The sequence below is a fragment of the Amycolatopsis echigonensis genome (assembly GCF_014174495.1).
Lineage (GTDB): Bacteria > Actinomycetota > Actinomycetes > Mycobacteriales > Pseudonocardiaceae > Amycolatopsis > Amycolatopsis echigonensis.
Genome location: NZ_JACJHR010000003.1, coordinates 148,582 through 172,542 on the forward strand (window position 1 = coordinate 148,582; position 23,961 = coordinate 172,542).

Below are 23,961 nucleotides of genomic sequence, written 5' to 3' on the forward strand. Positions count from 1 at the left end.
CCATGCCTGAAGTAGCCGTAGCCGGTTTCGCGCAGGCGCCCAACGTCCGGAAGACCGAGGGCACCACCAACGGCGTGGAAATGCTCGTGCCGATCCTCGCCGAGGCCTTCGCCGCGACCGGACTGTCCAAACAAGACATCGGGTTCTGGTGCTCCGGTTCGTCGGATTACCTTGCCGGGCGCGCGTTTTCGTTCATCGCCGCGGTGGACGCGCTGGGCGCGTTCCCGCCGATCAACGAGTCCCATGTGGAAATGGACGCCGCCTGGGCGCTGTACGAGGCGTGGCTGAAGATCCGCACCGGCGAGGTCGACACCGCGCTGGTGTACGGCTTCGGCAAAGCCAGTGCCGGACAGCTCCGCCGGGTCATGGCGATGCAGCTGGACCCGTACCTCGTCACTCCGCTGTGGCCGGACTCGCTGGCGATCGCCGGACTCCAGGCCCGATTGGGTCTCGAAGGCGGGCTGTGGTCGGAAAAGGACCTGGCCGAAGTCGCCGCCCGAGCACGTGCCGACGCGGTGAACAATCCGGCCGCGCAGCTGTCCGGAACCGTGGACGTCGCCGAGCTGCTCGACACCCCGTATGTCGCCGATCCCCTTCGCGCACACGACATCGCGCCGGTGACGGACGGCGCGGCGGTGATCATTCTCGCGTCGGAGGAACGAGCCCGCGACCTCGTGGAGCGGCCCGCGATCATCTCCGGGCTGGACCACCGGATCGACTCCCCCGTCCTCGGCGCGCGCGACCTCACCCGATCCCCGTCCACCGCCGCCGCGGCGGCCCGGCTGGACCTCGACGGCGTCGAACTGGCCGAACTGCACGCGCCGTTCACGCACCAGGAACTCATCCTGCGCCGCGAACTCGATCTCGACGACCGCGTCCGGATCAGCCCGTCCGGCGGCGCGCTCACCGGCAATCCCATGTTCTCCGCCGGTCTCGCGCGCATCGGCGAGGCCGCCGCGCGGATCCATCGCGGCGAGGCGGCCAAAGCGCTCGCCCACGCGACCAGCGGACCCGCCCTGCAGCAGAACCTCCTCGCCGTGCTGGAGGCACGATGACGAAACAGCTCGCCGCGGTGCTCGGGACCGGGCAGACGCACCACCGCGCGAAGCGCACCGACGTGTCGATGCCCGGTCTGCTCCGCGAAGCGATCGACCGCGCGATGGCGGACGCCCAGGTCGGCTGGGACGACATCGAGGCCGTCGTGATCGGCAAGGCGCCGGACCTGTTCGAGGGCGTCATGATGCCCGAACTGTTCCTCTCGGACGCGTTGGGCGCGAACGGGAAACCGCTGCTGCGCGTGCACACCGCGGGTTCGGTCGGCGGGTCGACCGCGCTGGTCGCCGCCTCGCTGATCCAGTCCGGCGCGCACCGGCGCGTGCTGACCGTGGCGTTCGAGAAACAGTCCGAGTCGAACGCGATGTGGGGTCTGTCGATCCTGCCGCCGTTCCAGATGCCGGTCGGCGCCGGAGCCGGTGGTTACTTCGCGCCGCACGTCCGGTCGTACATCCGCCGTTCCGGTGCGCCCGAACACATCGGCGCGATCGTGGCGGCCAAGGATCGCCGCAATGGCGCGCTGAATCCGTACGCGCACTTGCGGCAGGCCGACATCACGGTCGAGTCGGTGCAGGCGTCGCAGATGCTGTGGGACCCGATCCGGTACGACGAAACGTGTCCGTCCTCCGACGGGGCCTGCGCGATGGTGCTCGGCGACGAGGCCGCCGGGGACGCCGTGCCGGGCGGCGCGGCCTGGATCCAGGCGACGGCCATGCGGACCGAACCGACGACGTTCGCCGGACGCGACCAGGTCAGCCCCCAAGCCGGCCGGGACGCGGCGGCCGCGTTGTGGCGCGACGCGGGCATCAAGGATCCGCTGTCCGAAGTGGACGTCGCGGAGATCTACGTGCCGTTCTCCTGGTTCGAGCCGATGTGGCTGGAAAACCTCGGCTTCGCCGCCGAAGGCCAGGGCTGGAAGATCACCGAAGCCGGCGACACCGCGATCGGCGGACGGCTTCCGGTGAACCCGTCGGGCGGCGTTCTCTCGTCGAATCCCATTGGCGCGTCCGGGATGCTGCGGTTTTCCGAAGCGGCGAAGCAGGTGATGGGCCGCGCTGGCGACTACCAGGTGGACGGTGCCCGAGTCGCGCTAGGACACGCCTACGGCGGCGGCTCGCAGTACTTCAGCATGTGGGTCGTCGGGTCGGAGAAGCCCTCGTGAGTGCTCATCGCGGTTAGAACCGGGATTGTCGCTCACGAGTCTTTCCGCCGCCCCCGCAACGCGAACAACGTCCCCAGCGCCCCGACCACCGCGCCCAGCAGAGCCGCCTTCCCGCTGTTCTGCTTGGGCGCGATGATCGGCCGCAGCTGCGTCGCGACCGGGGGCTGGACCGGTTTGCGGGGAGCGTCGCGGGCGGTGGCGGTCCAGGCGGTGATGTACACCAGCATCCGCGCGATCAGCGAGATGAAGAACAGCAGGCCGATCACCGACCCGAACGCCACGCCGGACGGCGATTTGCTGATCAAGTTCAGGTAGAACCCGCCGGCCAGTTTGAGCAGCTCGAATCCCACCGCCGCCGCGACCGCGCCGCGCATCGCGCTGCGCCAGCCGACGCGTTCCCGCGGCAGCCGGGTGAGCACCCACAGGAACACCAGCCAGTCGGCGAGCAGCGCCAGCGGCACCGGGACGAACGACAGCACGGTGTGTCCCCAGCTCGTGTCCTCGACGCCGACCAGTCCGAGCAGCGAGCGGCCGACCGCCGTGCCGGACACCGAGATCCCGAACGACACCAGCAGCGCCGCGGCGAGGCCGAGCAGCGCCAGCACGTCCGTCAGGATCGTGCGCAGCAGCGGCCCCTCGGACCGGTTCTGGCCGTACATCGCGGTGAGCGCGTCCCGCAGCGCGTTCATCCAGTTCCAGCCGGAGTACAGGCCCACGACCAGACCGGCGACCCCGACGCCGGTCCGCTGCTCCACGAATCCCGTCAGGATCGAGGACACCTGCGCGCCGATCGGGCCGGGCAGCGAACCGGAAATCCCGCGTACCAGCGCGTCGAGCAGATGCGGCTGCGACGCGAGCACGAACCCGGCCGCCGACGAGGACAGCATCAGGATCGGCACCAGCGAGAGCAGGCTGAAGTAGGTGATCGACGCGACGTAGTGGTAGCCGCCGTAGTCGATGTACCGGTTGGTGGCGCGCGCGATGTGGTCGAGCCACCGGTACCGGGCACGCGCGCGGGCCCATCTGCTCGGCCCGGGTGTCTTGCGGGAACGCTTCACTGTCACTGTCTACCCAGCGGACGCGCTGTTTGTCGCAAAAGACACGCATTCAGGCCAGGACGACGGGGGCGTGCCCGTCGTCACGCGGCAGCGGCTCGTCGGTCGTGGCGAAGACGGTCGCGCCGAGGAAGTCGAGTTCGCACCCCAGCGTCGCGAGGAACGGGGTGTCGGCGGCGTCGCGTCCGGTCGCGATGCGGAGCATGGTCTGGCGCGGGGCCAGCCGGGTGGCGTCGAAGACGTACCAACGTCCGTCGATGCCTGCTTCGAAGACCGCGTGGAAGTCCATCGGCTGCAAACCCGGCGCGTACACCGACGTGTAGCGCGCGGGTACATCGACGAGCCGGCACAGCGCGACGCATACGTGCGCGAAGTCGCGACAGACGCCTTCGCCGGCGAGGAGCGTGTCAATGGCGTCGTGGGTGGGGCCGCCGGAGCCGACGACGTACGCGAGCCGGTGGTGCACGTGGTCGACGATCGCCTGCACTCGCGCCCGCGCGCCGTCCAGATCGCCGATGCCCGGCGGCAGCAACCCGCCCATCCGGTCGGACGGGCAATACCGGCTCGGCCGCGTGTACCGCGCGATGTCGGCGAGCGTGACGGGTTCGGCGTTCCCGCGGTGCAGGACCCGTTCGCCGTGATAGGTGACGCGATGCTCGCCCTCGGAGAGGTCGTAAACCTCTGCGCGGGTGCCGTGTTCGAACTCGGCGGTGCGCGCGGAACCGGCGTCGGACACGGTGAGTTCGCCGGCGTCCGCGCGCACGGCGGCGACCGAGATCGCGGCGAGACCGGGTTTCGTCACCCGGACGCCGAATTCCGCGTCTACCGTCGTGCGCACGGGGCCATCATGCCGGTGCGTCGCGCTCCTTGCCGACCAGGCCGTGCGCCCGGGCGTTTCGCCTGCTCAGGCGTAGCGGACCTGGTAGTGCTTGATCCCGTTGAGCCAGCTGGAGCGCAGCCGCTCGGGCGGGGCGACCTCGGCGATGGCGGGCATCGCGTCGGCGATCGCGTTGAAGATCAGGTCGATCTCCAGCCGGGCCAGGTTCGCGCCGATGCAGTAGTGCGAACCGGTGCCGCCGAAGCCGACGTGCGGGTTGTCCTCGCGCAGGATGTCGAATGTGCCGGGCTCGTCGAAGACCTCGGGGTCGAAGTTGGCCGAGCTGTAGAACATCCCGACGCGGTCGCCCTTGCGGATCTGCGCGCCGCCCAGCTCGGTGTCGCGGGTCGCGGTGCGCTGGAACGCGACGACCGGCGTCGCCCAGCGGACGATCTCGTCCGGCGCGGTCTTCGGGCGCTGCTCCTTGAACAGTTCCCACTGCGCCGGGTGGTCCAGGAACGCCTTCATGCCGTGCGTGATGGCGTTGCGGGTGGTCTCGTTGCCCGCGACGGCCAGCAGGATCACGAAGAACCCGAACTCGTCGGAGCCGAGGGATTCTCCGTCGACGTCGGCCTGGACGAGCTTCGTGACGATGTCGTCCATCGGGCAGCGGCGGCGGTCCTCGGCCATGTTCCAGGCGTAGCCGACGAGTTCCGCCGACGCGGCGATCGGTTCGAGCTCGTATTCCGGGTCGTCGTAGGCGACCATCTGGTTGGACCAGTCGAACAGCTTGAGCCGGTCTTCCTGCGGCACGCCGATCAGCTCGGCGATCGCCTGCAGCGGCAGTTCGCACGCGACGTCGGTGACGAAGTCGCCGGAGCCCTTCTTCTTGGCCTCGTGCACGATCCGCTCGGCGCGGTCGCGCAAGGTGTCCTCGAGCTTCGCGATCGAGCGCGGGGTGAACCCCTTCGACACGATGCGGCGGAGCTTGGTGTGCTGCGGCGCGTCCATGTTCAGCAGGACGAGCCGGTTGGCGTCGAGGCCCTCGGCGGTCATCTGGTCGTCGAACCGGATGATCGCGGTCTTTTCCCTCGACGAGTAGAGATCGCTGTCGCGCGAGACCTCCTTGACGTCGGCGTGCCGCGTGACGACCCAGTAGCCGTCGTCGCCGAATCCGGCGGTGTTGTGCGGCTGCGGGTTCCACCAGACGGGCGCCGTGCGGCGGAGTTCGGCGAACTCCTCCAGGGGCAGCCGACTGGCGTAGAGGTCCGGATCGGTGAAGTCGAAACCGGCGGGCAAAAGCGGAGCTGCCACGGCTTGGCCTCCTGCGCGGGATCGGCGGTGATACCCAACTGCAACGCGTTCTATGACCCCAGTAGAGCATACGGCGTTAACCAACGGAACCCGCTTGAGTGAAACCTGTTTACTTGACCGTTCCAGAACCAATCCGCGCTGGTGAGCGGTTGCTCAGTCGAGAGTGATCGACTTCCCCGCTGCCATGCGCTCGCTTGTCATTAATAGAAACGTGTTCTAGTTTTGCCAGGTACGGAGCTTCGGAAGGGGACACTCGTGGGCGAACCGGTGATCGTGGCCGCGGCACGCACGCCGATCGGCAAGCGCGGCGGCTGGCTGTCCGGCCTGCACGCGGCCGAACTGCTGGGCGCGGCGGTGCGCGGCGTGGTCGAGCGGGCGGGCATCGATCCGGCCGAGGTGGAGCAGGTGATCGGCGGCGCGGTCACGCAGGCAGGCGAGCAGTGCGGCAACTTGACGCGCACCGCGTGGCTGCACGCAGGCCTGCCGGAATCGACCGGCGCCACGACGATCGACGCGCAATGCGGTTCGGCGCAACAGGCCGCGCACTTGGTCGCCGGTCTCATCGCAGCGGACGCGATCAGCGTCGGCGTGGCGTGCGGAGCCGAGGCGATGAGCCGGGTCCCGCTTGGCGCGAACCGCGGCGAAGGCGTCGGCTCCCCCAAGCCGGACACGTGGTCGATCGACATGCCGGACCAATACGGTGCGGCAGAACGGATCGCGATCCGGCGAGGCATCACGCGCGAGGACGTCGACGCGTTCGGCGTGCGGTCGCAGGCCAATGCCGCGGCCGCTTGGGCAGCCGGGCATTTCTCCCGGGAGATCGTGCCGGTCACGACAGAAGCCGGGGTGGTGGACCGGGATCAGGGGCTGCGAGAGACCACAATGGAGGGTCTGGCGCGGTTGAAGCCGGTGGTTCCGGACGGAATCCACACGGCCGGATCGTCGTCCCAGATCTCCGACGGCGCCGCGGCGGTGCTGATCATGGACGCCTCCCTGGCCCGCTCGCTGGGCCTGCGCCCGCGCGCCCGGATCCGGCGGCAGGCGCTGGTCGGAGCGGAGCCGTACTACCACCTGGACGGTCCGGTCCAGGCGACGACGCGGGTTCTCGAAGCGGCCGGGATGAAGATCGGCGACGTGGACCTGTTCGAGGTGAACGAAGCCTTCGCGTCGGTCGTGCTTTCGTGGCAGCGCATGCACAATCCGGACGAGTCACGGGTGAACGTCAATGGCGGCGCGATCGCGCTGGGCCATCCGGTGGGAAGCACCGGCGCGCGGCTGCTGACGACGGCGTTGCACGAACTGGAACGCCGCGACGCGACGACAGCGCTGGTGTCGATGTGCGCTGGCGGCGCGATGGCTACCGCGACGATTCTGGAACGGATCTGAGCCCCTGGCCCGGATCGGGCTGGTTTCTTGCCGCGCGGGCCCTTCCGCCATGACGACTCGTCGCCGACGGGAAGCCGCGGCGGCGAGTCAGCGCGGGGATCTTTCCGCCTTCGCGCTGCCGCGGTGTTGGCTAAGGCCGGTCGTCGGTCCAGAAACAGAACGGATGCCCGGCCGGATCCCGCAACACCCGCACATTCCGCTGCGGCTGGAACTCTGCGATGCGGGCCTCCGCGGCGACCGCCTTCGCGACCGCAGCCTCCAGCGCCGCGCGACCGTCGACCTCGAAGTCGAGGTGCAGCTGCATCTGCTGCTGTCCGGCGTCGGCTGGCCACACCGGCGGCACGTACTGCGGCTCCAGCTGAAACGACAACCCCGCCCCGCCACCGGGCGGACGCAGAGTGACCCACTCCGGCTCGTCAGCGCCGATCCGCCACCCGAGCAGCTCCCGGTAGAACTCCGCCAGAGCCCGGGGATCGGGTGCGTCGAGCACGGTGGCGGTGAGTTTCATCAGCCCAGGTTAGGACTCGTCGCGCTCTCAGCTCCACGCTTCTCCGGGCTCCTGCCTCCAGCGTTCCCTCCCGGCTGGCTGCTCCATGCCGACCATCCGGGCCCTTCGCCTCGGCCAAGCCCGTCTCTCCCGCCGACGGCTCCTCACCAGGCCTGCCCAGCTGCGCCGAGGCCGCCTGGGCCGGTGAAGCGCGCACGCGAGCTGGCTAGGCGAACCGAAGGGTGGCTGGAATGTGGAAGCTGGGCAGCCTCACGCACGAGCCGACAGACCGACTACCGACCCGCGTCGCCGCCAGACCGGACCGACTCGCCTCAACCGGCCAACCACGCCGCACGGCCCAAGCCACTCCACTCGACCGGCCAACCTCGCTGCACGCCCTGACCCACTCCTCTCAACCTGCTCGCCTCCCAGCTCACTCGCTCAACAAGCCGCTCCCGCCCCGCGACCCGACCAGCCCGCTTCAACCAACCACTCCCTCACCCCATCCGGCCCCTCACCCGCACCCTCACCCCCAACTCCAGCTCCGTCCGCACCACCGGACCGTTGTCCGGCCGAGCGAAGCGCACCCAGCTGCCCGGGTGCCAGGATTCGATCCACAGCGTGTTGTCCTCCACCCACGTCAGCACCGCCTCTCGCAGGTCCAGCCGGAACAGGTGGCTTTCCTGGCCGTCCTGGAGGCGCGCGACCTCCGCCGGGTCGGTGATCTCCACCGCGTGGCCGGCGATTTTCGCGTCGCCGCCTTCCTCGATGCCGGGGTAGGCGTGCAGGGCGAAGCGGTCGTCGCGCTGGAGGTCGCGGGCCTTGCGGGCGTCGAGCATCGACCCGACGTAGGCCTCGCCGTCGCGGAAGTCGATCTCCGAACCGCTTACCCGCGGCGAACCGTCGCTTCGCAGGGTGGCCAGGACGTGCGAATCCGCGGCGGCGAAGCGGGCTCGTACGCGCGAGGCCAGTGACGGAGCGGCGGCACTGAACTCATCCCAACTCGTCATTCCCGGAGTCTCGCACCCCCCACCGACAAAAACCCGCGTCCCGGGAGCGATCGGGTGCCCCGGGTTGTGCTTGACTTTCGGCATGATCGCGGAAGATGCGGAGACTGCCGAGCATCGCTGTCCGGTCGAGGGCGGCGAACTGGCCGTCCGCACGACCGGCGAGGGACCGCAGCTGCTGCTGATCCCCGGCGGGACCGGTGCGGCGGACTCGTTCCGGGCGCTGGTCAAGCTCTTGCGCACGGACTTCACCGTGATCACCTACGACCGCCGCGGCCATTTCTCCAGCACGGACACCACGACCGGGCCCGTGCCGGTGCCGCTGCAGGCGGACGACGCGCTCGCCGTTCTCGACCACGTCGGCGGGAGCGGGCCGGTTTCGATGTTCGGCACCAGTGCCGGGGCGCTGATCGGGCTCGATCTCGTCGCGCGCTATCCGGATCGGGTCGCCGCGTTCGTCGCGCACGAGCCGCCCGCGATCCAGTTGATGCCGGACGCCGCCGGGATTCTGGAGGCCGCCGCGGCGCAGGTCCGGCTGGCCCGTTCGGGTGATCTGATGGGCGCGGTCACGCGGTTCGCGGACGGGATCGCCGGTGCCGCCCTGCCCGATCTGCCGCACCTGCGGCTGCCGAACGAAGGCGACTGGCTCCGGTTGTTCGACCGCGAGCTGACCGAGTTCTTCGACTATCTGCCGGATTTGCGTGCGCTGCGCCGGACGAACACCGAGATCGTCCCGGTCGCCGGAGAGGGCAGCCGCGGCTGGTACCACTACCAGCCCGCCAAGATCCTGGCGCTGGAACTCGGTCTGCCGTTCGTCGAGACGCCGGGCGCGCACCTGGCACCGCAACGCAATCCGGTCAAGTTCGCGGCCGCGTTGAAGGATCTCTTCGCCAACGAATGAAGGTCCGCCTCACGGACCATCCGGAGCAGCGACGCGCCGACGCCGCGGAAACTCCCGCACCAGCCCCGGGAGCACCGCCACGACCAGCACCCACAAAAACCGCGCCGGAGTGAGCGCGCCGCCGGCAAAGCCCAGCCCGGCCGTAATCCCCACTCCAGCGAGCACGGCGACGAAGTCCCACCGCTTCCCCGTCCCGGAAGCCACCCGCGCCACCACGCCCACCACCGTGAACGCCGCGACGCAGCCGCACAGCAACCACCGCGTCCCCACCGCGACGTGCCCGTGCGACACGGACTCCACGACATCCCCGAACCCGGCCGCCAGCGCCGCCAGCAGCCCGGCCACCAGGCAGTGCACCGGCAACAGGATGCGCGGCCCCCAAGCGGTCTGCGCCAAATAGGGAATTCCGCCGAACCCCTGGAACAACGCCGCGCCCCACAAGGCCGCGAGCAGCGCCAGAACCCCGAGGACAGTCCAGAACAACGGTCCATCCCAGTCTGGGGTCTCGGTCATCGCCTCGGTGACCGTCAGCACGCCCTCCCCCAGCACGATGATCGTGAAAAGTCCCAGCCGCTCGCCGAAATGCGCGAGGTCCAGGTGTGCGAAGGCCAGTCCCGGCATCGGCCGCTTCGACTGGCTCGCCCGGTCCGCCAGTCTGGCCGCGACCCGCTCTCCGGACATGGTCAGCCCGGCCACCAGGTCGATTCCCAGTCCCAGCGCCCACAGCGCGTACTTCCACGGCGCGTCGACCCAGAACGAGACGAACCACGGCACGACGCCCATCCCGGCGTGCACGACCGGCCATTCGACGATGATCCGCGTGTTTTCGCGGCTTTCCCACACCCGGCTCGCGAGCCCGCGCACGGCGACGTAAGCGATCGCGAAGGCCTGCGCGTGCTCGCCGATGTCGTGCACCGCGCCGGCCATGAAAACCAGCCCGGCCATCGCCAGCAGCACCGGCATCGTGCGGGCCGCTTCGCCGGTGACGTTGCCGTACACGGTGAAGCACATCCACGCGGTCCAGAACGCGAGGAAGCACACGACGTAGAGGCCGGCGTCGCTCCAGGAAGTCGTTCCGCGCACGAGGTGCGAAAGCTGGGCGACGCCGGCGACCGCGACCAGGTCGAAGAAAAGCTCGAGCCAGGACGCGTGGCGTTCCTCGGTTTTCCTGATCACGGCGGCCAGTATGCCGTGATCAGGACAACCCGCCCCTAAACCGCGCGCACTCCGTCCTGCCACACTTCCCGAACGTTCCCCGCCAAAGCCGGGAAATCGTACACATCACCCGAAACAACCACGAGGTCCGCTCGGTACCCCGGAGCCAAGCGGCCCAGTTCGGCGTCCATGCCCAGCAGCCGAGCGGCCGACGACGTGGTGGCGACCAGCACGTCCGCCCGGCTCATCCCGGCCGAGTGCATCAGTTCCAGCTCTTCGAGGTTCGTCCCGTGCGGACCGACGCCGCTGTCGGTGCCCATCGCGATCCGGACGCCGGCCGCGGCGGCCCGGCGCACCGACTCCAGATGCACCTCGGCGACCTCTTTCGCCTTCTGCACCACCGCGTCCGGCAGCGCGGCACCCGCGGCCGCCGCGCGGATGACGTTCACCGGGGCCACCAGCGTCGGAACGAGCCAGGTGCCGTGCGCCAGCATCAGGTCGATCGCCTCGTCGTCGAGGTAGATGCCGTGTTCGATCGACCGGATCCCGGCGCGGACGGCGTTCTTGACCCCCTCCGCGCCCTGTGCGTGGGCCATCACCGCGCGGCCCTGCATCGTCGCTTCGGCGACCAGGACGTCCAATTCCTCAGGCGTGAACTGCGAATGCCGCGGATCGTCGCGGGGAGACAACACGCCGCCGGTGGTGCAGACCTTCAGGACGTCGGCACCGGCCCGCAACAGGGTGCGCGCGACCCGGCGCATCTCGTCGGGACCGTCGGCGAGCGCACTCGGACGGCCAGGGTGCGGGAGCGACAGCGGAACGCAATGCCCGGACGGCATCCACCCGTCGCCGTGCCCGCCCGTCGGGCTGATCAGGCCGATCGCGATTTCCAGGCGGGGCCCGGGAATCAGTCCGTCCGCGACCGCCTGTTTGATCCCGAGGTCGGCCCCGGCGGCGTCGCGCACCGTGGTGATGCCGAGTTTCAGCGTCGTCCACAGATTCCGGGCCGCCTCGTAGAACTGGTAGGAGAACGGCTTCTGCACGCGCTGCAGCAACCCGAGGTCGGACACCGTGACGTGCACGTGGCAGTCGAACATCCCGGGCAGCAGCGTCGCACCGGCGCAGTCCACCGCGCGATCGCCGTCGAGGCCGGTCCCGACCGCGACGATCCGGCCGTCCTCGACCGCGACGTCCGCCGGCGCGGGCGCGCTGCCCGTCCCGTCGAACACCGTGCCGCCGGTGAAAAGGGTCCGCGTCATACCGGTTCTCCTGTCCGCACAACGTCTCCGGACCGGGTCACGGCCCGTTCGATGGCTGCCGCGATCGCGAGCACGACCACGTTGACCGCCAGCCCGACGAGCCCGACGTTCACCGTGCCGACGAGCTTGGTGTCCACGAAGGTCAGCCAGATCACGACGACCTCGCCCGCGAGCAGTCCGGCGAACACCGGGGCCTTGCCGACCGGGACCTTCTTCAGGAAGCCCAGCAGGTTCGCCGGGGCCAGCTGCACCGACCCGGAATAGGTGAGCAGCAGCAGGTTCGCCAGCAGATCCGGCCGGAAGATGCCGAGCACCAGGGCGAGCGCGCTGGCCAGCACGACCGTCCCGTGGTTGATCCAGAACTGGGTGCGTTCGCTGCGCACGCGGGCGATGTTTCGTGCCACCAAAGAGGAAATGCCGATCAGGATGCCCGCCGCGGGCACCATCGCGGTGGCCGTCGCGGCGACGACCACGAGCCCGGTGACCCAGCCCGGCAGCGCGTCCTTGCTCAACGTCAGCAAGACGCCGTTCGGGTCGCTTCCCTTGGGCACCACCAGGATCGCCGCGAACCCGATGATCATCGGCAGCAGCAGGCACAGCTCGTACACCGGCATCCAGGTGTAGTTGCGGCGCAGCACCTTCGGATCCCGCGCGGACATCAGCGCGGGCCACGTGTGCGGCAGCGTCATCAGGCCGACGCCGATCGCGCTGACCAGCATGCTCGTGATGAACCACGTGTGGTCGTTGGCCCCGGCGTGCACGAACAGCTTCTCCGGATGCAGCTGGTCGATCTTGTGGAACACGCCGGACACGCCGCCAGCGAAATGCGCGGGCACCGCGATGATCAGCACCACCAGGACGACGAGCATGATCGCGTCCTTGAAGTACGACGTCGCCGCGACACCGCGCAGCCCGGCCCACAGCACGAACGCGACCACCAGGACGCTGCCCGCGATCATGCTGAGCGTGCCGGACGCGCGGTCGCCGGTCACGAGCCGGACGATCAGCCCGAGCCCGGTGATCTGCAGCTGCAGGTACGGCAGCACGAACACGACGCCGAGGATCGCCGACAGCGTGCCGAGCGCGCGGCTCGAGTACCGGTCCTCGAGGAAATCGCCCTGGGTCAGGTAGCCGCGCTCCTTGCCCATCCGCCAGATCCGCTTGGCGAGGAAAAACAGGACCACGTAGGCGATCGGCACGTACGGCAGCGCGTACATCGCGGCCACGCCGCCGGAGAACGCCAGCCCGGCCATGCCGAGGAAGGTGAAGGTCGTGAAGACCTCGCCGGCTTGCAGGAACCACATGGTCAGCGCGCCGAACTTCCGGCCGCCGACAGTCCATTCCGCGAGATCCGCGGCGGGACGGCGGCGGCCGACGAAGCCGAGCACGCCGATGAGCACGATGCCGGCGAGAGTGAACGCGAGGATCATCGTCAATCCTCCTCGCCGCCGCGGGCCATGAGCCGTTCGGACAGCAGCAGGGCCGGGGTGAACATGAGACACCAGAACGCGCCCCAGACCATCATCTTCGGCAAGCCGAGCCACAGTCCGGAGGAGTTGACGAAGGGGAGGAACGGCATCAGGACGAGAGCGGCTACGGGGACGGCTGGGGGGAGGTAGTAGCTACGCATGGGAACACGCTGCCAGAAGCAACGCCGGTCGGCAGGTTAGTTTGATACTGGTGCCGCACCCAACCCCCAACGCGGGATCGCGTCGACGTCTGGACGGAGCGGTGTGACCGGCCCCGGCCGGGTGCGCAGCTTCGTCGAGACGCCGGCTTGAAGGCGATCCCGCCCGCGCCGACGGAGTCGGCGCCATCCAACACAGACCCCGTTACGGAGGGATGATCATGTCCGCACCATCGCGCCGAGTGGGTTTCATCGGACTCGGGAGGATGGGCACTGCCATGGCCGGTCGCCTGCTCGACGCGGGCTACGACCTCACCGTGTGGACCCGCAGCTCAGGCAAGGCGGACGCGCTGGCCGCACGCGGCGCGACCGTGGGCGACACGCCTGAGGACGCGATCGCCACCGGGACCGTCTTTTCCATGCTGAGCGACGAAGAGGCGGTGCGGCAGGTCTTCACCGCCGAGCGGATCCGCTCCGCGCCGGAGGGCTTTGTCCATGTCAACCACGCGACCATCAGCCCGGAGGCGGCCCGCGAGTTCGCCGCGCGGGGCGGCCGCTACCTCAGTGCTCCGGTGGTCGGCCGCCCGGAAGCCGTGACCGCCGGGAAGCTGACCGTGCTGGTCTCCGGCGACGCGGACGTCCGTGCCGAGGCGGAGCCGATGCTCGCCGCGATCGGACGGCGGGTCTGGGACTTCGGCGACGCCGCGGACGCCGCGCCGACGGCGAAGATCTCGGTGAACTACCTGATCATCCACGCGCTGCAGGCGCTGTCCGAGTCGATCACCCTGCTGGAGCACGCCGGACTGGACGCCGGGCGGTTCATCGACATGATCAACGATTCCGTCTTTCCCGGCCCGGTCTACCGCGGCTACGGGGACGCTATCGCCGACAGCGCCTACACTCCGCCGGGATTCACCGCCACGCTGGGGTTGAAGGACCTGAAGCTCGCGCTGGACTCCGCGAGCGGGCTTGGCGTCGAGCTGCCCACCGGACCGGTTCTGCGGGACGTGTTCGCCACCGCGGTCGAGGAGGTCGGCGCGGACCTCGACTGGGCGAGCATCGCCGAGGTCACCCGGCGACGCTCCGGCGGCGAGCGGCAGTGAGCGGCCGGCGGGAACGCCGGGGCGACGGGCGGCAGACCGCCGAATGACGGAAATTTCACCGGCATCCGGAGTAACCCGGCGATCCCGGGAGCCGCCGCCGGTACCGGCGCCCGCGCCTCGCGACCCGCTTGAGCAGCACCGCTTCGGGAACGCACAAGCACGGGGTAGGGGCAACCCCAGGACGATCCGTCGGGTCTGCAGGTTTCCCGCCGGGGCGCCGCGCCGCAATACTCGCCCGGGTGACCACCGAAAAGCTCGTCCTCCCCTCGCCCCCACGGCCGGGAAGCGACTTCGCCCGGCTCTGCCGCCGGATCACCGACGCCGGTCTGCTCGACCGCCGCCCCGGCTACTACACCGCTCGAATCGCGCTCGTCACCGTGCTGTTCGCGGGAGGCTGGGTCGCGTTCGCGCTGCTCGGCGACTCATGGTGGCAGCTCGCCGTCGCCGCGTTCCAGGCGTTCCTGTTCGGGCAGATCGCCCTGCTTTCGCACGACCTGGCGCACCGGCAGGTGTTCCGCACGCGCCGTCCCGCCGAGATCGCCGGGCGGCTGGCCGGCAACCTCGGCATCGGGATGAGCTACGGGTGGTGGATGGACAAGCACACCCGGCACCACGCCAACCCGAACCACGAGGAGCTGGACCCGGACGTCGACCCGGACGTCCTGGTCTGGTCCCAGCGGCAGGCTCGCGAGGCGCGCGGCGTGCCCCGGTTCATCGGCCGGCACCAGGCGGTGCTGTTCTTCCCGCTGCTCACCCTCGAAGGCCTCAACCTGCACTGGTCCGGCGTCCGCGCGGTCGCGCGCCCCGGACTGCGCCGCCGCGGGATCGAAGCGGCTTTGCTGTTCACCCACTTCGCGGTCTACCTCGCCGCGCTCTTCATCGTCCTCCCGCCGGGCCTCGCGCTGCTGTTCTTCGCCGTCCACCAGGGGCTGTGGGGCGTCTACATGGGTTCGATCTTCGCGCCGAACCACAAGGGCATGCCGACGCTGACCGGCAAGACGGACCTGGACTTCCTCCGCAAGCAGGTGCTCACCTCCCGGAACGTCGCGGGCGGACCGGCGGTCGACGTCCTGCTCGGCGGCCTCAACCACCAGATCGAGCACCACCTGTTCCCGAGCATGCCGTCGGTGCATCTGCGGCGGGCCCAGCCGATGGTGGAGGCGTACTGCGCCGAGATCGGCATTCCCTACCTGCGGACCGGCCTGGTGTCGTCGTACCGGCAGACGCTGCGGCACCTGCACGAAGCTGGGGCCCCTCTCAGGAACGCTTCGTAGACTCGGTGGCATGACGTTCGCAGCATTGACTCCGGTGGCCTTCGGCGCGAGGGCCACCGGAGCTCGTGCGGAGCGGATGCGCCAGTCCCCGCAGTTCGCCGGCGGCGTGTTCCGCAACGCCGCCACGACTCGCGCGACGCCCTCCTCCCCCGGTGCGCTCGTGCGCGAATTCCTGTTCGGCGAAGACCGCGCCCGCCGCCGTCCGGGCGGTGCGGTCCCGCTGGTCTCCTCGCCCGCCGCCTCCTCCGCCGACGGCCTTTTCCTTACCTGGTACGGACACGCGTCCACACTGGTGGAGATCGACGGCGCCCGCGTGCTCTGCGATCCGGTATGGGGCGACCGGGTTTCGCCCGCCGCGTTCGCCGGGCCGCGACGGCTGCACGCTCCCCCGGTTTCGCTGCGCGAACTGGGCAGGCTGCACGCGATCGTGATCTCCCACGACCACTACGACCACCTGGACCTGCCCACCGTCCAGGCGCTGATTGCGCTGACCGACGCACCGTTCCTCGTCCCGCTCGGCGTCGGCGCGCACCTCGAACGGTGGCACGTCCCGGCCGCGCGGATCATCGAACTCGACTGGCACGAGGCCGCCGTGGTGGCCGGGATCCGGTTCGTCGCCACGCCCGCGCAGCATTTCTCCGGCCGCGGCCTCGCGAACGACAGCACCCTGTGGGCGTCGTGGGTGATCGCCGGTCCGGAGCATCGCGTCTACTACAGCGGCGACACCGGGTACTTCCCCGGTTTCGCCGAGATCGGCGAGCAGCACGGCCCGTTCGACGCGACGCTGATCCAGGTCGGCGCGTACGCCCCGCACTGGCCGGACATCCACATGACGCCGGAGGAAGGGGTCGCCGCCCACCTGGACGTGCGCGGCGGCCTGCTGATCCCGGTGCACTGGGCGACGTTCACGCTCGCCATGCACTCCTGGTCGGACCCCGCGGACCGGGTGTGGCGGGAGGCGAAGGCCAACGACCTCCCGCTCGCGATCCCGAAACCCGGGGAACGGATCGACGCGTCCGCTCCCCCTCCGGTCGACGGCTGGTGGCAGACCCTCGGCTAGACCGCGGCGCGCGAAGGCGCGAACTCGATCCGGTGCCGATGCAGGTCCCCGAACATCTTCTCCGGGCTCATCACCGTCTTCATCATCACCGGCATCAGCAGGTCGCGCACAATCCGCGCCACCGGACCCGCGGCCTTGTCGTTGTTGATTTTCGCCGCCCGCGCGATGATCCGCTCGACCCGCTCCCGCCGGGCCGCCTCGTACTGGGCGAAAGCCGTTGCCACGTCCGGGTTGTCGCGCAGCGCGCGAGCCAGCTCGAGAGAACTCTCGACCGCCTGCGACGCTCCCTGCCCGGAACTCGGCGACGTCGGATGCGCGGCGTCGCCGACCAGCACGACCCGGCCGCGGTGCCAGGTCCGCACCGTCGGGATGTCCTCCAGGATTCCCGGCTGGGCAACGTCTTCCGGCTTCAGCAGGGCGATGATGTCGCGCGCCGGGATGTCGTCGGCGTGCCGTTCCCGGAGCACCGCGAGCCAGTGCTCCGGCGACGCGGTCTTCGCCTCGGCTGGGTCGGCCGCGGGAACGTTGCTGAACCAGAGAATCTCGTCGGCGTCGATGAAGTAGCCGAAGAACGCGCGCTTGCCGAAGGCGAAATGCTGGTAGTTCCCGGTGACCGGCAGACCAGGATTGCGGATCCAGCCACCAAGGCCGAGCAATCCGGTGTAGCGCGGAGCGGGCGCCGCCGGGTCCAAAGCGGACCGGACAGCCGACCGGATGCCGTCCGCACCGACCATGATGTCGCCAGCGGCCGAAGTACCGTCGGCGAAGTGCGCGATCACCTGGTCCGCTTTGTTCTCGACGGACTTCAGCCGTTTGCCGAATTCGACCGTGATTCCCCGGCCCCGCGCTTCGTCCATCAGCACGCGGTACAGCCGGTCCCGGCGCAGCAGCAGGCTCGACGGCAGTTCCGGCAGCCCGTCGAATCTGCCGACCACGCGGCCTCTGTGGTTCTGCATCACCATTCCGGGCACCTCGATGCCGACCGCGGCCACCGCGTCGTCGGCGTCGATCTGCCGCAAAGCGTTGCGGCCGTTGGGAGACAGCGTCAGAGCGGTGCCGACTCCGTCCGCCGCCTTGGGATAAGCCTCGTAAACGGTCGCTTCGATTCCCGCTCGCCGCAACGCCATCGCGGTGGTCGCGCCGGCGATGCCGCCGCCGATCACTAGTACCTTCATGTTCTCCCCTTGAAATAGGTTTCCCACGCCTGCCGGTAGTCCTCCCCGGCAACCGACTCGGCGAGGCGTTCGACGAAGCCGCGCTCCGCCTCGACCTTCGTGAGCCGGTAGTCCTCCTCGACCAGGAACCACCAGGCGAGCCCCTGCTCCCGCCCGGCGTCGATCGTCGCGCGGATCTCGTCGGCGATCGCGGTCAGCGCGGCGAGCCGCTGCAGGAGCAACTCGTGCACCTCGTCCGCGGGCAGCACCACGAACAGCGACAACGCCGCGCCGAACAGCGGATATTCGGTGGCCGGTTCGGCGACGAGTTCGCGCATCCAGTCGAACAGCTCGAGCCGGCCGGTCGGCGTGATGGCGTAGACCGTCCGCTCCGGCCGCGCCGAATCGCGCAGGGTCTCCTGCGCCGCGATGAACCCGGCCTTCTCCAGCTGCCCGACCACCATGTACAGCGAGCTGCGGGTGTACTTGAAATCCCGCTCCTTGCCGTACTCCACGAACCGCCGCGCCATCTCGTACGGATGCATCGGCTCCTCGAGCAAGCCCGCCAGCACGGCCAGCCCGAGCGGATTTCCCACCACGCGTCGCTTCACCACAGCTCCTTAGTCAGGATCGACTATACGCACAAGAGTAGTCGATGTCGACTATCAGTTTGTGCGGTAGGAAGGAGCTATGAAGCTCAAGCTCGATCTTCACGACATCTACAACCGCGGCGGGGAGATCGACCGGGCATTGCGCGCGGTCATCGACGAGGCGGTCGCGAAGAAGGCGCCGCTCGTGGAGATCATCCCGGGCAAGGGGTCCGGGCAACTGAAGAAGCACGTCCTGCGGTTCCTGGAGCGCAAGGACGTGAAGGCGCTCTACCACCGCGTCGAAAAGGACAAAGACAACTTCGGGCGGGTGTTCGTGCACTTCCGCTGGAAGTAAACCTCGCGAGCGAAGGCGTCAGAGCCAGTCGTCCGGGCGGGGCCAGGGCATCAGCGCGGTGAGCGCGTCCGGCACCGGTTCGGTGACGGTGTAGCGGCCGCGGTGGAACAGCAGCGGGCGGGCGTCGGACGTCTCGCCCAGCGCGGTCACGCGCCCGACCACCACGTAGTGGTCCCCGGCCGGGTGGACGGCCTGCACCTCGCAGTCCACCCAGGTCAGGACTCCGTCCAGCAGCGGCGCGCCCGACGGGGCGGGCCGCCAGGACACTCCGGAGAACTTGTCGCCGCCCCGGCGGCCGAACTCGGCGCAGACCGCTTGCTGGTCTTCGGCGAGCACGTTCACCGCGAAGGCGCCCGCCGCGGCCAGCGCGGGCCAGGTGCGCGAGGTCCGGGCGACGCAGAACAGCACCAGCGGCGGGTCCAGCGACAACGCCGCGAAGGACTGGCAGGCGAAACCGACCGGTCCGGTGGGCGTGGCGGGACCGGCCAAGGAAGCGGAGCCCTCGACGTAGCCGGTCACCACCGTCACCCCGGTGCAGAAGTGCCCCAGCACCTCGCGAAACCGGTCCGGCACGACCTCCGGGACGGCGGCGGTCATTGCGCGCCCACGGAGAAATCGTGGCCCCACAACGAAACCGCGGTGCTCTCGCGAGCGATCCACGCCTCGTCCTCGACCTGACGGCCCTCGCAGCCGAACTCGACGTCGAAGCCGCCCGGGGTCTTCATGTAGAACGACAGCATCAGGTCGTTCACGTGCCGGCCCAGCGTCGCCGACATCGGGACGTTCCTGCGCTTCGCGCGGTCCAGGCACAGCCCGACATCGTCGGTCTCCTCGACCTCCACCATCAGGTGGACGATCCCGCTCGGCGTCGGCATCGGCAGGAACGCCAGGCTGTGGTGCCGAGGGTTGCAGCCGAAGAACCGCAGCCACGCCGGATCGCCGTCGGCCGGGCGGCCCACCATCTGCGGCGGGAGGCGCATCGAGTCGCGCAGACGGAAGCCCAGCACGTCCCGGTAGAACGCCAGCGCCGCCGCGTCGTCGTGGGTCGACAAAACCACGTGGCCGAGGCCCTGCTCGCCGGTGACGAACCGGTGGCCGTACGGGCTCACCACGCGCCGGTGCTGCAGCGCGACCCCGTGGAACACCTCCAGGGTGTTGCCCGACGGATCGGTGAAGCTGATCATCTCCGCGACGCGGCGGTCAGCCAGCTCTTCGGGCGTGCCTTCCTTGTACGGCACCGAAGCCGCGTCGAGCCGGGTGCGGACGTCGTCCAGTTCCGCGGCGTTGGCCGCCTCCCAGCCCGCTTGCGCCAGGCGGTCCTTCTCCCCCAGCACGATCACCAATCGCGCCGGGAAATCGTCCATGCGCAGGTAGAGCGCGTTCGGGTCGGCGCCCGAACCCTCCACCATGCCGAGCACCTTCAGCCCATAGACGCGCCAGGCGTCCATGTCCGTGGCTTCGATGCGCAGATATCCCAGCGAACGGATAGCCATCACGAACTCCCGAGGAAGTCGAGGGCGAGTCGGTTGAACTCGTCGAACTTCTCCAGCTGCGCCCAGTGGCCGCAGCCGCCGAACACGTGCAGTTGCGCACACGGAATCGTCTTCAGCGCCAGCAGCGCGCCGTCGAGCGGGTTGACCCGGTCCTCCCGACCCCAGACGAGCAGGACCCGTTGCCGCAGGCGGTAAGCCTCGCGCCACAACATGCCTTCCTCGAAGGAATCCGGCAGGGCGAACGACTTGCCCATCGCCCGCATCGCCGCGAGCGACTCGGGCGAACGCGCGATCTCGAAACGTTCGTCGATCAGCTCGTCGGTGACCAGCGCCTGGTCGTGCACCATGATCCGGAGGAACGCTTCCATCCGCTCCCGGGTCGGATCCGCGGCGAACCGGGACAGCAGCCGCACGCCTTCGGTCGGGTCCGGGGCGAACAGGTTGACGCTCAACCCGCCCGCGCCCATCAGCACCAGCCGTCCCGCACGATCGGGATGGTTCAGCGCGAGCCGGACCGACGCGCCCGCGCCGAGCGAGTTGCCGACGAGATGCGCCCGCTCGATGCCGAGCCGGTCCATCAGGCCGACGACCGCGTTCGCACTGTGCCGGAAGTACTGCGGGTGCTCAGTCGGCTTGTCGGACCGGCCGAACCCGGGCTGGTCGATCGCCAGCGTCCTATAGGACTTCCCGAACACCGGCAGATTCCGGCCGAAATTGCTCCACGCCGAGGCACCGGGGCCGCCGCCGTGCAGCAACAGCACCGTCTCGGCGTTTTCCGCGCCGGACTCGTGGTAGTGCAGGCGAAGCCCGCCCGCAGTGTCTACATAGGAACCTTCGGGTGCCATCAGACCATCGCATTCTCGACGGGCAAGCCGAACTCGCCGGTGCCGAACATGACGTACGCGCGCTCCGCGTCGTTCGCCGCGTGCACCCGGCCCGCGTGCGCGTCGCGCCAGAACCGTTGGATCGGCGTGCCCCGCTGCAGCGCGCGGCCGCCGGAGTTCTCGAAAAGCCGGTCGATCGCGGAAATCGCCCGCTCGGTGCCGCGCACCTGGTCCCGGCGCACCCGCAACCGCGTGCTGAACGGCAGCTTCTCGCCCTTGCAGGCCAGCTGGTACAGCTCGTCGATGTTGTGCGTCAGCTGCAGCCAGGCCGCGTCGATCTCGCTGCCCGCCTCGGCGATCCGCACCTTCGCGAACGGGTCCTCTTTGGACTGTTCGCCCGCGTACGCCGCCCGCACCCGTTTGCCCTGGTGCTCCACGTGCGCGTCGTACGCGCCCTGAGCCATCCCGATGATCGGCGCGGTGATAGTGCTCGGGTGCACGGAACCGTACGGGAGCCGGTACAGCGGGCCGGGGTTGACTTCCTGGCCCGGGGTCTTGCATTTCGACGTCGCCATGAAGCTCAGCGCGCGGTGCTGCGGCACGAAAACGTCCTCGACGACGATGTCGTTGGACCCGGTGCCGCGCAGCCCGACCGTGTCCCAGACGTCCACAATGGAGTAGTCCGAGATCGGCACGAGATACGTGCAGAAGTCCACCGGTTTGCCGTCGGCGAACGCCGGCCCGCCCAGCAGTGCCCACGTGCAGTGGTCGCTTCCGGACGAGAAGCTCCATCGCCCGGACAGCCGGTAACCGCCCTCGACGACGGTCGCCTTGCCCATCGGCGCGTACGACGAAGAAATCCGCACGTCGTGGTCCTCGCCCCACACGTCCGCCTGGGCTTGCGCGTCGAACAACGCGACGTGCCACGGGTGCACGCCGAGAATCGACGCGACCCAGCCGGTGGACCCGCAGGCGCTCGCGATGAGCTTGACCGCGGTGTAGAAGGTGACCGGGTCGGCTTCGAGGCCGCCGTACGGTTTCGGTTGCAGCAGGCGGAAAAATCCGGTCTCCTGCAGCGCTTTCACTGATTCGGCGGGGATCCGACGGGCGTCCTCGGTCTCCTGTGCGCGTTCCCGCAGCACGGGAAGGAGGTCGCGCACCCCCGCGATCACGGCAGCCAGCTCGCTCATCGGCCGTCCTCTCTCGCTCGACACGCTCAAGACTAGAACACGTTCTCGTTTTTGTCGACGCGGTCCGTCCCGCGCGCCCCGTGCAACCCCGCCCGGCGGCCGGAAAACACGCAGTCAGCCAGCGAGAGACCGCTGACATACGACCTGGAACAGATTCCTACTGCGGTGCGCCCGGCCGCGTAGAGACCACGCACGCCGGCGACCGCGCCGGTGTCCTCGTCGACCACCAGGCCGCCCAGCGTCAGCATCGGGCACGGGTAGCCGAGATTGGGTTTCACCGACACGTCGATCAGCGAGTACGGCGGCGTCTCCAGCGGGCGCGCGAAGTCCGCCGGTTTGCCCGCCGGATCCGGACCGCGCTGGTACTCGGCGTACGTCGCCGCCAACCCGGCCGGGTCGATCCCGGCACGCGTGGCGACTTCTTCGATCGTCCCGCCGGTCACCCGGCCCTTGCCGAGCAGATATCGCAGCTGCAGCGTCGCGAACCATTGGCCTTGTTTCCGCCCGTCCCGCCGGGCCTCGGCGACGATCGGCTCGTCGACCAGCAGCCAGCCGCGTCCGCCGTGCTCGGCGATCATGCGTTCGCCGATCGCCGCGCCGTACCGGGATTCGTCGATGATCCGACGCCCGTCCGCGCCCACCAGCAGGCCGCCGAGGAACGCCGACGGCGGCGTGAGGAACCGCCACGCCGACACCCGGTCCAGCTCCGCCGTGCGCCCGCCGGCCTCCACGCCCATCCGGATGCCGGACCCGTCGTCGGCGGAAGTCCCGAGATCCAGCCCGCCGCGATACGCGGGCGCGTGCTCGCGCACCATCGCCCGGTTCACGATGAACCCGCCCGCGGCCAGCACGACGCCGCGCCGCGCGACAATCCGCAGCTCACGCGCGTGCTTGCGCTCGATCCGCTCGACCCGCTGGTGCAGCGATCGACGCATCGCGGGCACGTAGATACCCGGCTTCGCCGCCCAATCCGCGAGCCGCGCGTGCCGCGCCCGCACCCACGGAGGCGCGTCCCGCAAAGTGCGTGTCAGCACCCCCGTGACAGTGCCCGAATCATCGGTGATCAGGTTCATCGCCTGCGTCTGCGGCAGCACCCGCACCCCGCGTCGGCGGGCCGTCGCCAGCAACTGCTTCATCAGCAGCTTCCCGGAGGTGCCCGGCCCCTTGACCCGGTGTCCGCGCGGCGCGGGTTTCGCCACGTCGCGGAAGCCGCCGGACAGTTCGCTGCCGGAGTAGTAGAGGTAATGCTTGTTGCTGGGATACGACGTCTTGTAGTCGCACATGCTGCCCTCGAACGGCACGCCTTGCCGCTCGAGCCACGCCACCATGTCGGCGCTTTCCTCGCAGAACCGCCGCAACGTCCGTTCCGACACGACGTCGCCGGTTTCCATCCGCAGGTACGCGTACATCGCGTCCACGCTGTCGTCGACGCCCGCGGCGCGCTGCTGCGGCGTCCCTCCCCCGGCGTAGACCACGCCGCCGCTCACCCGGCTGGCCCCGCCGCCGGAAAACCGGTCCACTAGGAGCACGCTGGCGCCCGCGTCGGCCGCCTCGATGGCCGCGCACACGCCGGCCGCGCCGGCTCCGATGATCACGACGTCCGCCCCGAACTCGTCCATAGCCCGCCACCCTAGAACTGGAACACGTTCTCGTCTATGGTGACGGAAGTGGCCCCGAGCAGGCCAGCTTTAGCCG

24 protein-coding genes are annotated in these 23,961 nt (G+C 69.7%); 8 read left to right on the top strand and 16 right to left on the bottom strand.

What is annotated here, in order from left to right:
- Positions 1-2 precede the first annotated feature (2 nt).
- Together H5411_RS03615 and H5411_RS03620 are read left to right on the top strand one after the other, a co-directional pair.
- Positions 3-1,055 (top strand): thiolase domain-containing protein, encoded by a 1,053-nt coding sequence (locus H5411_RS03615; RefSeq protein WP_101434727.1) that lies wholly within the window; start codon positions 3-5, stop codon positions 1,053-1,055.
- On the top strand, positions 1,052-2,215 hold the full coding sequence (locus tag H5411_RS03620) for a thiolase domain-containing protein (RefSeq protein WP_101434728.1): 1,164 nt from the start codon (positions 1,052-1,054) through the stop codon (positions 2,213-2,215). Before H5411_RS03615 ends, H5411_RS03620 begins: the two co-directional genes overlap by 4 nt.
- A 32-nt stretch (positions 2,216-2,247) precedes the next feature.
- Here the strand turns inward: H5411_RS03620 and H5411_RS03625 are convergent, their stop codons facing one another.
- The 3 genes from H5411_RS03625 to H5411_RS03635 form a co-directional block, all read right to left on the bottom strand.
- Complete coding sequence (locus H5411_RS03625) at positions 2,248-3,279, bottom strand: YhjD/YihY/BrkB family envelope integrity protein (RefSeq protein WP_101434729.1); 1,032 nt, start codon at positions 3,277-3,279, stop codon at positions 2,248-2,250.
- Positions 3,280-3,322: 43 nt separating this feature from the next.
- Positions 3,323-4,108 carry a transglutaminase-like domain-containing protein gene (locus tag H5411_RS03630; RefSeq protein WP_183122943.1) on the bottom strand — a complete coding sequence of 262 codons (786 nt, stop codon included), beginning with the start codon at positions 4,106-4,108 and terminating at the stop codon, positions 3,323-3,325.
- 66 nt (positions 4,109-4,174) lie between these two features.
- Positions 4,175-5,401, bottom strand: coding sequence for a cytochrome P450 (locus H5411_RS03635; protein ID WP_101434731.1), 1,227 nt, complete (start codon positions 5,399-5,401; stop codon positions 4,175-4,177).
- Positions 5,402-5,656: 255 nt separating this feature from the next.
- On the opposite strand from H5411_RS03635, the gene H5411_RS03640 reads away from it, so the two are divergent.
- Positions 5,657-6,787, top strand: coding sequence for a steroid 3-ketoacyl-CoA thiolase (locus H5411_RS03640; RefSeq protein WP_101434732.1), 1,131 nt, complete (start codon positions 5,657-5,659; stop codon positions 6,785-6,787).
- A 130-nt stretch (positions 6,788-6,917) separates the two neighbouring features.
- On the opposite strand, the gene H5411_RS03645 is transcribed toward H5411_RS03640, so the two are convergent.
- Both H5411_RS03645 and H5411_RS03650 read right to left on the bottom strand, forming a co-directional pair.
- Positions 6,918-7,295 (bottom strand): VOC family protein, encoded by a 378-nt coding sequence (locus H5411_RS03645; RefSeq protein WP_101434733.1) that lies wholly within the window; start codon positions 7,293-7,295, stop codon positions 6,918-6,920.
- Positions 7,296-7,771: 476 nt separating this feature from the next.
- Positions 7,772-8,284, bottom strand: coding sequence for a pyridoxamine 5'-phosphate oxidase family protein (locus H5411_RS03650; protein WP_101434734.1), 513 nt, complete (start codon positions 8,282-8,284; stop codon positions 7,772-7,774).
- An 82-nt stretch (positions 8,285-8,366) separates the two neighbouring features.
- Between H5411_RS03650 and H5411_RS03655 the strand changes: the two genes are divergently transcribed.
- Positions 8,367-9,182, top strand: a complete 816-nt coding sequence (locus H5411_RS03655; RefSeq protein WP_183122944.1) for an alpha/beta hydrolase — start codon at positions 8,367-8,369, stop codon at positions 9,180-9,182.
- Between the two features lie 9 nt (positions 9,183-9,191).
- On the opposite strand, the gene H5411_RS03660 is transcribed toward H5411_RS03655, so the two are convergent.
- The 4 genes from H5411_RS03660 to H5411_RS03675 are packed head-to-tail and all read right to left on the bottom strand — an operon-like array spanning position 9,192 to position 13,226.
- Entirely contained in the window at positions 9,192-10,358 is a 1,167-nt protein-coding gene (locus H5411_RS03660) for a low temperature requirement protein A (RefSeq protein WP_183122945.1), read from the bottom strand.
- A 35-nt stretch (positions 10,359-10,393) separates the two neighbouring features.
- Entirely contained in the window at positions 10,394-11,596 is a 1,203-nt protein-coding gene (locus H5411_RS03665) for a metal-dependent hydrolase family protein (protein ID WP_183122946.1), read from the bottom strand.
- Positions 11,593-13,026, bottom strand: coding sequence for a sodium:solute symporter family protein (locus H5411_RS03670; protein ID WP_183122947.1), 1,434 nt, complete (start codon positions 13,024-13,026; stop codon positions 11,593-11,595). Before H5411_RS03670 ends, H5411_RS03665 begins: the two co-directional genes overlap by 4 nt.
- Before the next feature lie 2 nt (positions 13,027-13,028).
- Entirely contained in the window at positions 13,029-13,226 is a 198-nt protein-coding gene (locus H5411_RS03675) for a hypothetical protein (protein ID WP_183122948.1), read from the bottom strand.
- A 218-nt stretch (positions 13,227-13,444) separates the two neighbouring features.
- On the opposite strand from H5411_RS03675, the gene H5411_RS03680 reads away from it, so the two are divergent.
- The 3 genes from H5411_RS03680 (at position 13,445) to H5411_RS03690 (ending at position 16,660) form a co-directional block, all read left to right on the top strand.
- Entirely contained in the window at positions 13,445-14,326 is an 882-nt protein-coding gene (locus tag H5411_RS03680; RefSeq protein ID WP_183122949.1) for an NAD(P)-dependent oxidoreductase, read from the top strand.
- 239 nt (positions 14,327-14,565) lie between these two features.
- Positions 14,566-15,600: a fatty acid desaturase family protein gene (locus tag H5411_RS03685; RefSeq protein ID WP_183122950.1), complete on the top strand. Its 1,035-nt coding sequence runs from the start codon at positions 14,566-14,568 to the stop codon at positions 15,598-15,600.
- A 10-nt stretch (positions 15,601-15,610) separates the two neighbouring features.
- Positions 15,611-16,660, top strand: coding sequence for an MBL fold metallo-hydrolase (locus tag H5411_RS03690; RefSeq protein WP_183122951.1), 1,050 nt, complete (start codon positions 15,611-15,613; stop codon positions 16,658-16,660).
- Here H5411_RS03690 and H5411_RS03695 read toward each other — a convergent pair.
- Together H5411_RS03695 and H5411_RS03700 are read right to left on the bottom strand one after the other, a co-directional pair.
- Positions 16,657-17,835 (bottom strand): FAD-dependent oxidoreductase, encoded by a 1,179-nt coding sequence (locus H5411_RS03695; protein WP_220816459.1) that lies wholly within the window; start codon positions 17,833-17,835, stop codon positions 16,657-16,659. The genes H5411_RS03690 and H5411_RS03695 overlap by 4 nt on opposite strands.
- Positions 17,832-18,425 carry a PadR family transcriptional regulator gene (locus H5411_RS03700; protein WP_312877489.1) on the bottom strand — a complete coding sequence of 198 codons (594 nt, stop codon included), beginning with the start codon at positions 18,423-18,425 and terminating at the stop codon, positions 17,832-17,834. Before H5411_RS03700 ends, H5411_RS03695 begins: the two co-directional genes overlap by 4 nt.
- 79 nt (positions 18,426-18,504) lie before the next feature.
- Here H5411_RS03700 and H5411_RS03705 point away from each other — a divergent pair, with 79 nt between their 5' ends.
- A complete protein-coding gene (locus H5411_RS03705; RefSeq protein WP_009075408.1) occupies positions 18,505-18,759 on the top strand; it encodes a Smr/MutS family protein in 255 nt (84 codons plus the stop codon).
- An 18-nt stretch (positions 18,760-18,777) separates the two neighbouring features.
- Here H5411_RS03705 and hsaB read toward each other — a convergent pair whose 3' ends face one another.
- The 5 genes from hsaB to H5411_RS03730 are packed head-to-tail and all read right to left on the bottom strand — an operon-like array spanning position 18,778 to position 23,885.
- Positions 18,778-19,356, bottom strand: a complete 579-nt coding sequence (gene hsaB / locus H5411_RS03710) for a 3-hydroxy-9,10-secoandrosta-1,3,5(10)-triene-9,17-dione monooxygenase reductase subunit (RefSeq protein ID WP_183122954.1) — start codon at positions 19,354-19,356, stop codon at positions 18,778-18,780.
- Positions 19,353-20,252 (bottom strand): iron-dependent extradiol dioxygenase HsaC, encoded by a 900-nt coding sequence (gene hsaC, locus H5411_RS03715; RefSeq protein WP_183122955.1) that lies wholly within the window; start codon positions 20,250-20,252, stop codon positions 19,353-19,355. Before hsaC ends, hsaB begins: the two co-directional genes overlap by 4 nt.
- Positions 20,252-21,097 carry a 4,5:9,10-diseco-3-hydroxy-5,9,17-trioxoandrosta-1(10),2-diene-4-oate hydrolase gene (gene hsaD, locus H5411_RS03720; RefSeq protein WP_183122956.1) on the bottom strand — a complete coding sequence of 282 codons (846 nt, stop codon included), beginning with the start codon at positions 21,095-21,097 and terminating at the stop codon, positions 20,252-20,254. Before hsaD ends, hsaC begins: the two co-directional genes overlap by 1 nt.
- A complete protein-coding gene (gene hsaA / locus H5411_RS03725) occupies positions 21,097-22,266 on the bottom strand; it encodes a 3-hydroxy-9,10-secoandrosta-1,3,5(10)-triene-9,17-dione monooxygenase oxygenase subunit (RefSeq protein WP_101434747.1) in 1,170 nt (389 codons plus the stop codon). Before hsaA ends, hsaD begins: the two co-directional genes overlap by 1 nt.
- Positions 22,267-22,298: 32 nt before the next feature.
- Entirely contained in the window at positions 22,299-23,885 is a 1,587-nt protein-coding gene (locus H5411_RS03730; RefSeq protein WP_183122957.1) for an FAD-binding protein, read from the bottom strand.
- Between the last annotated feature and the right edge of the window lie 76 nt (positions 23,886-23,961).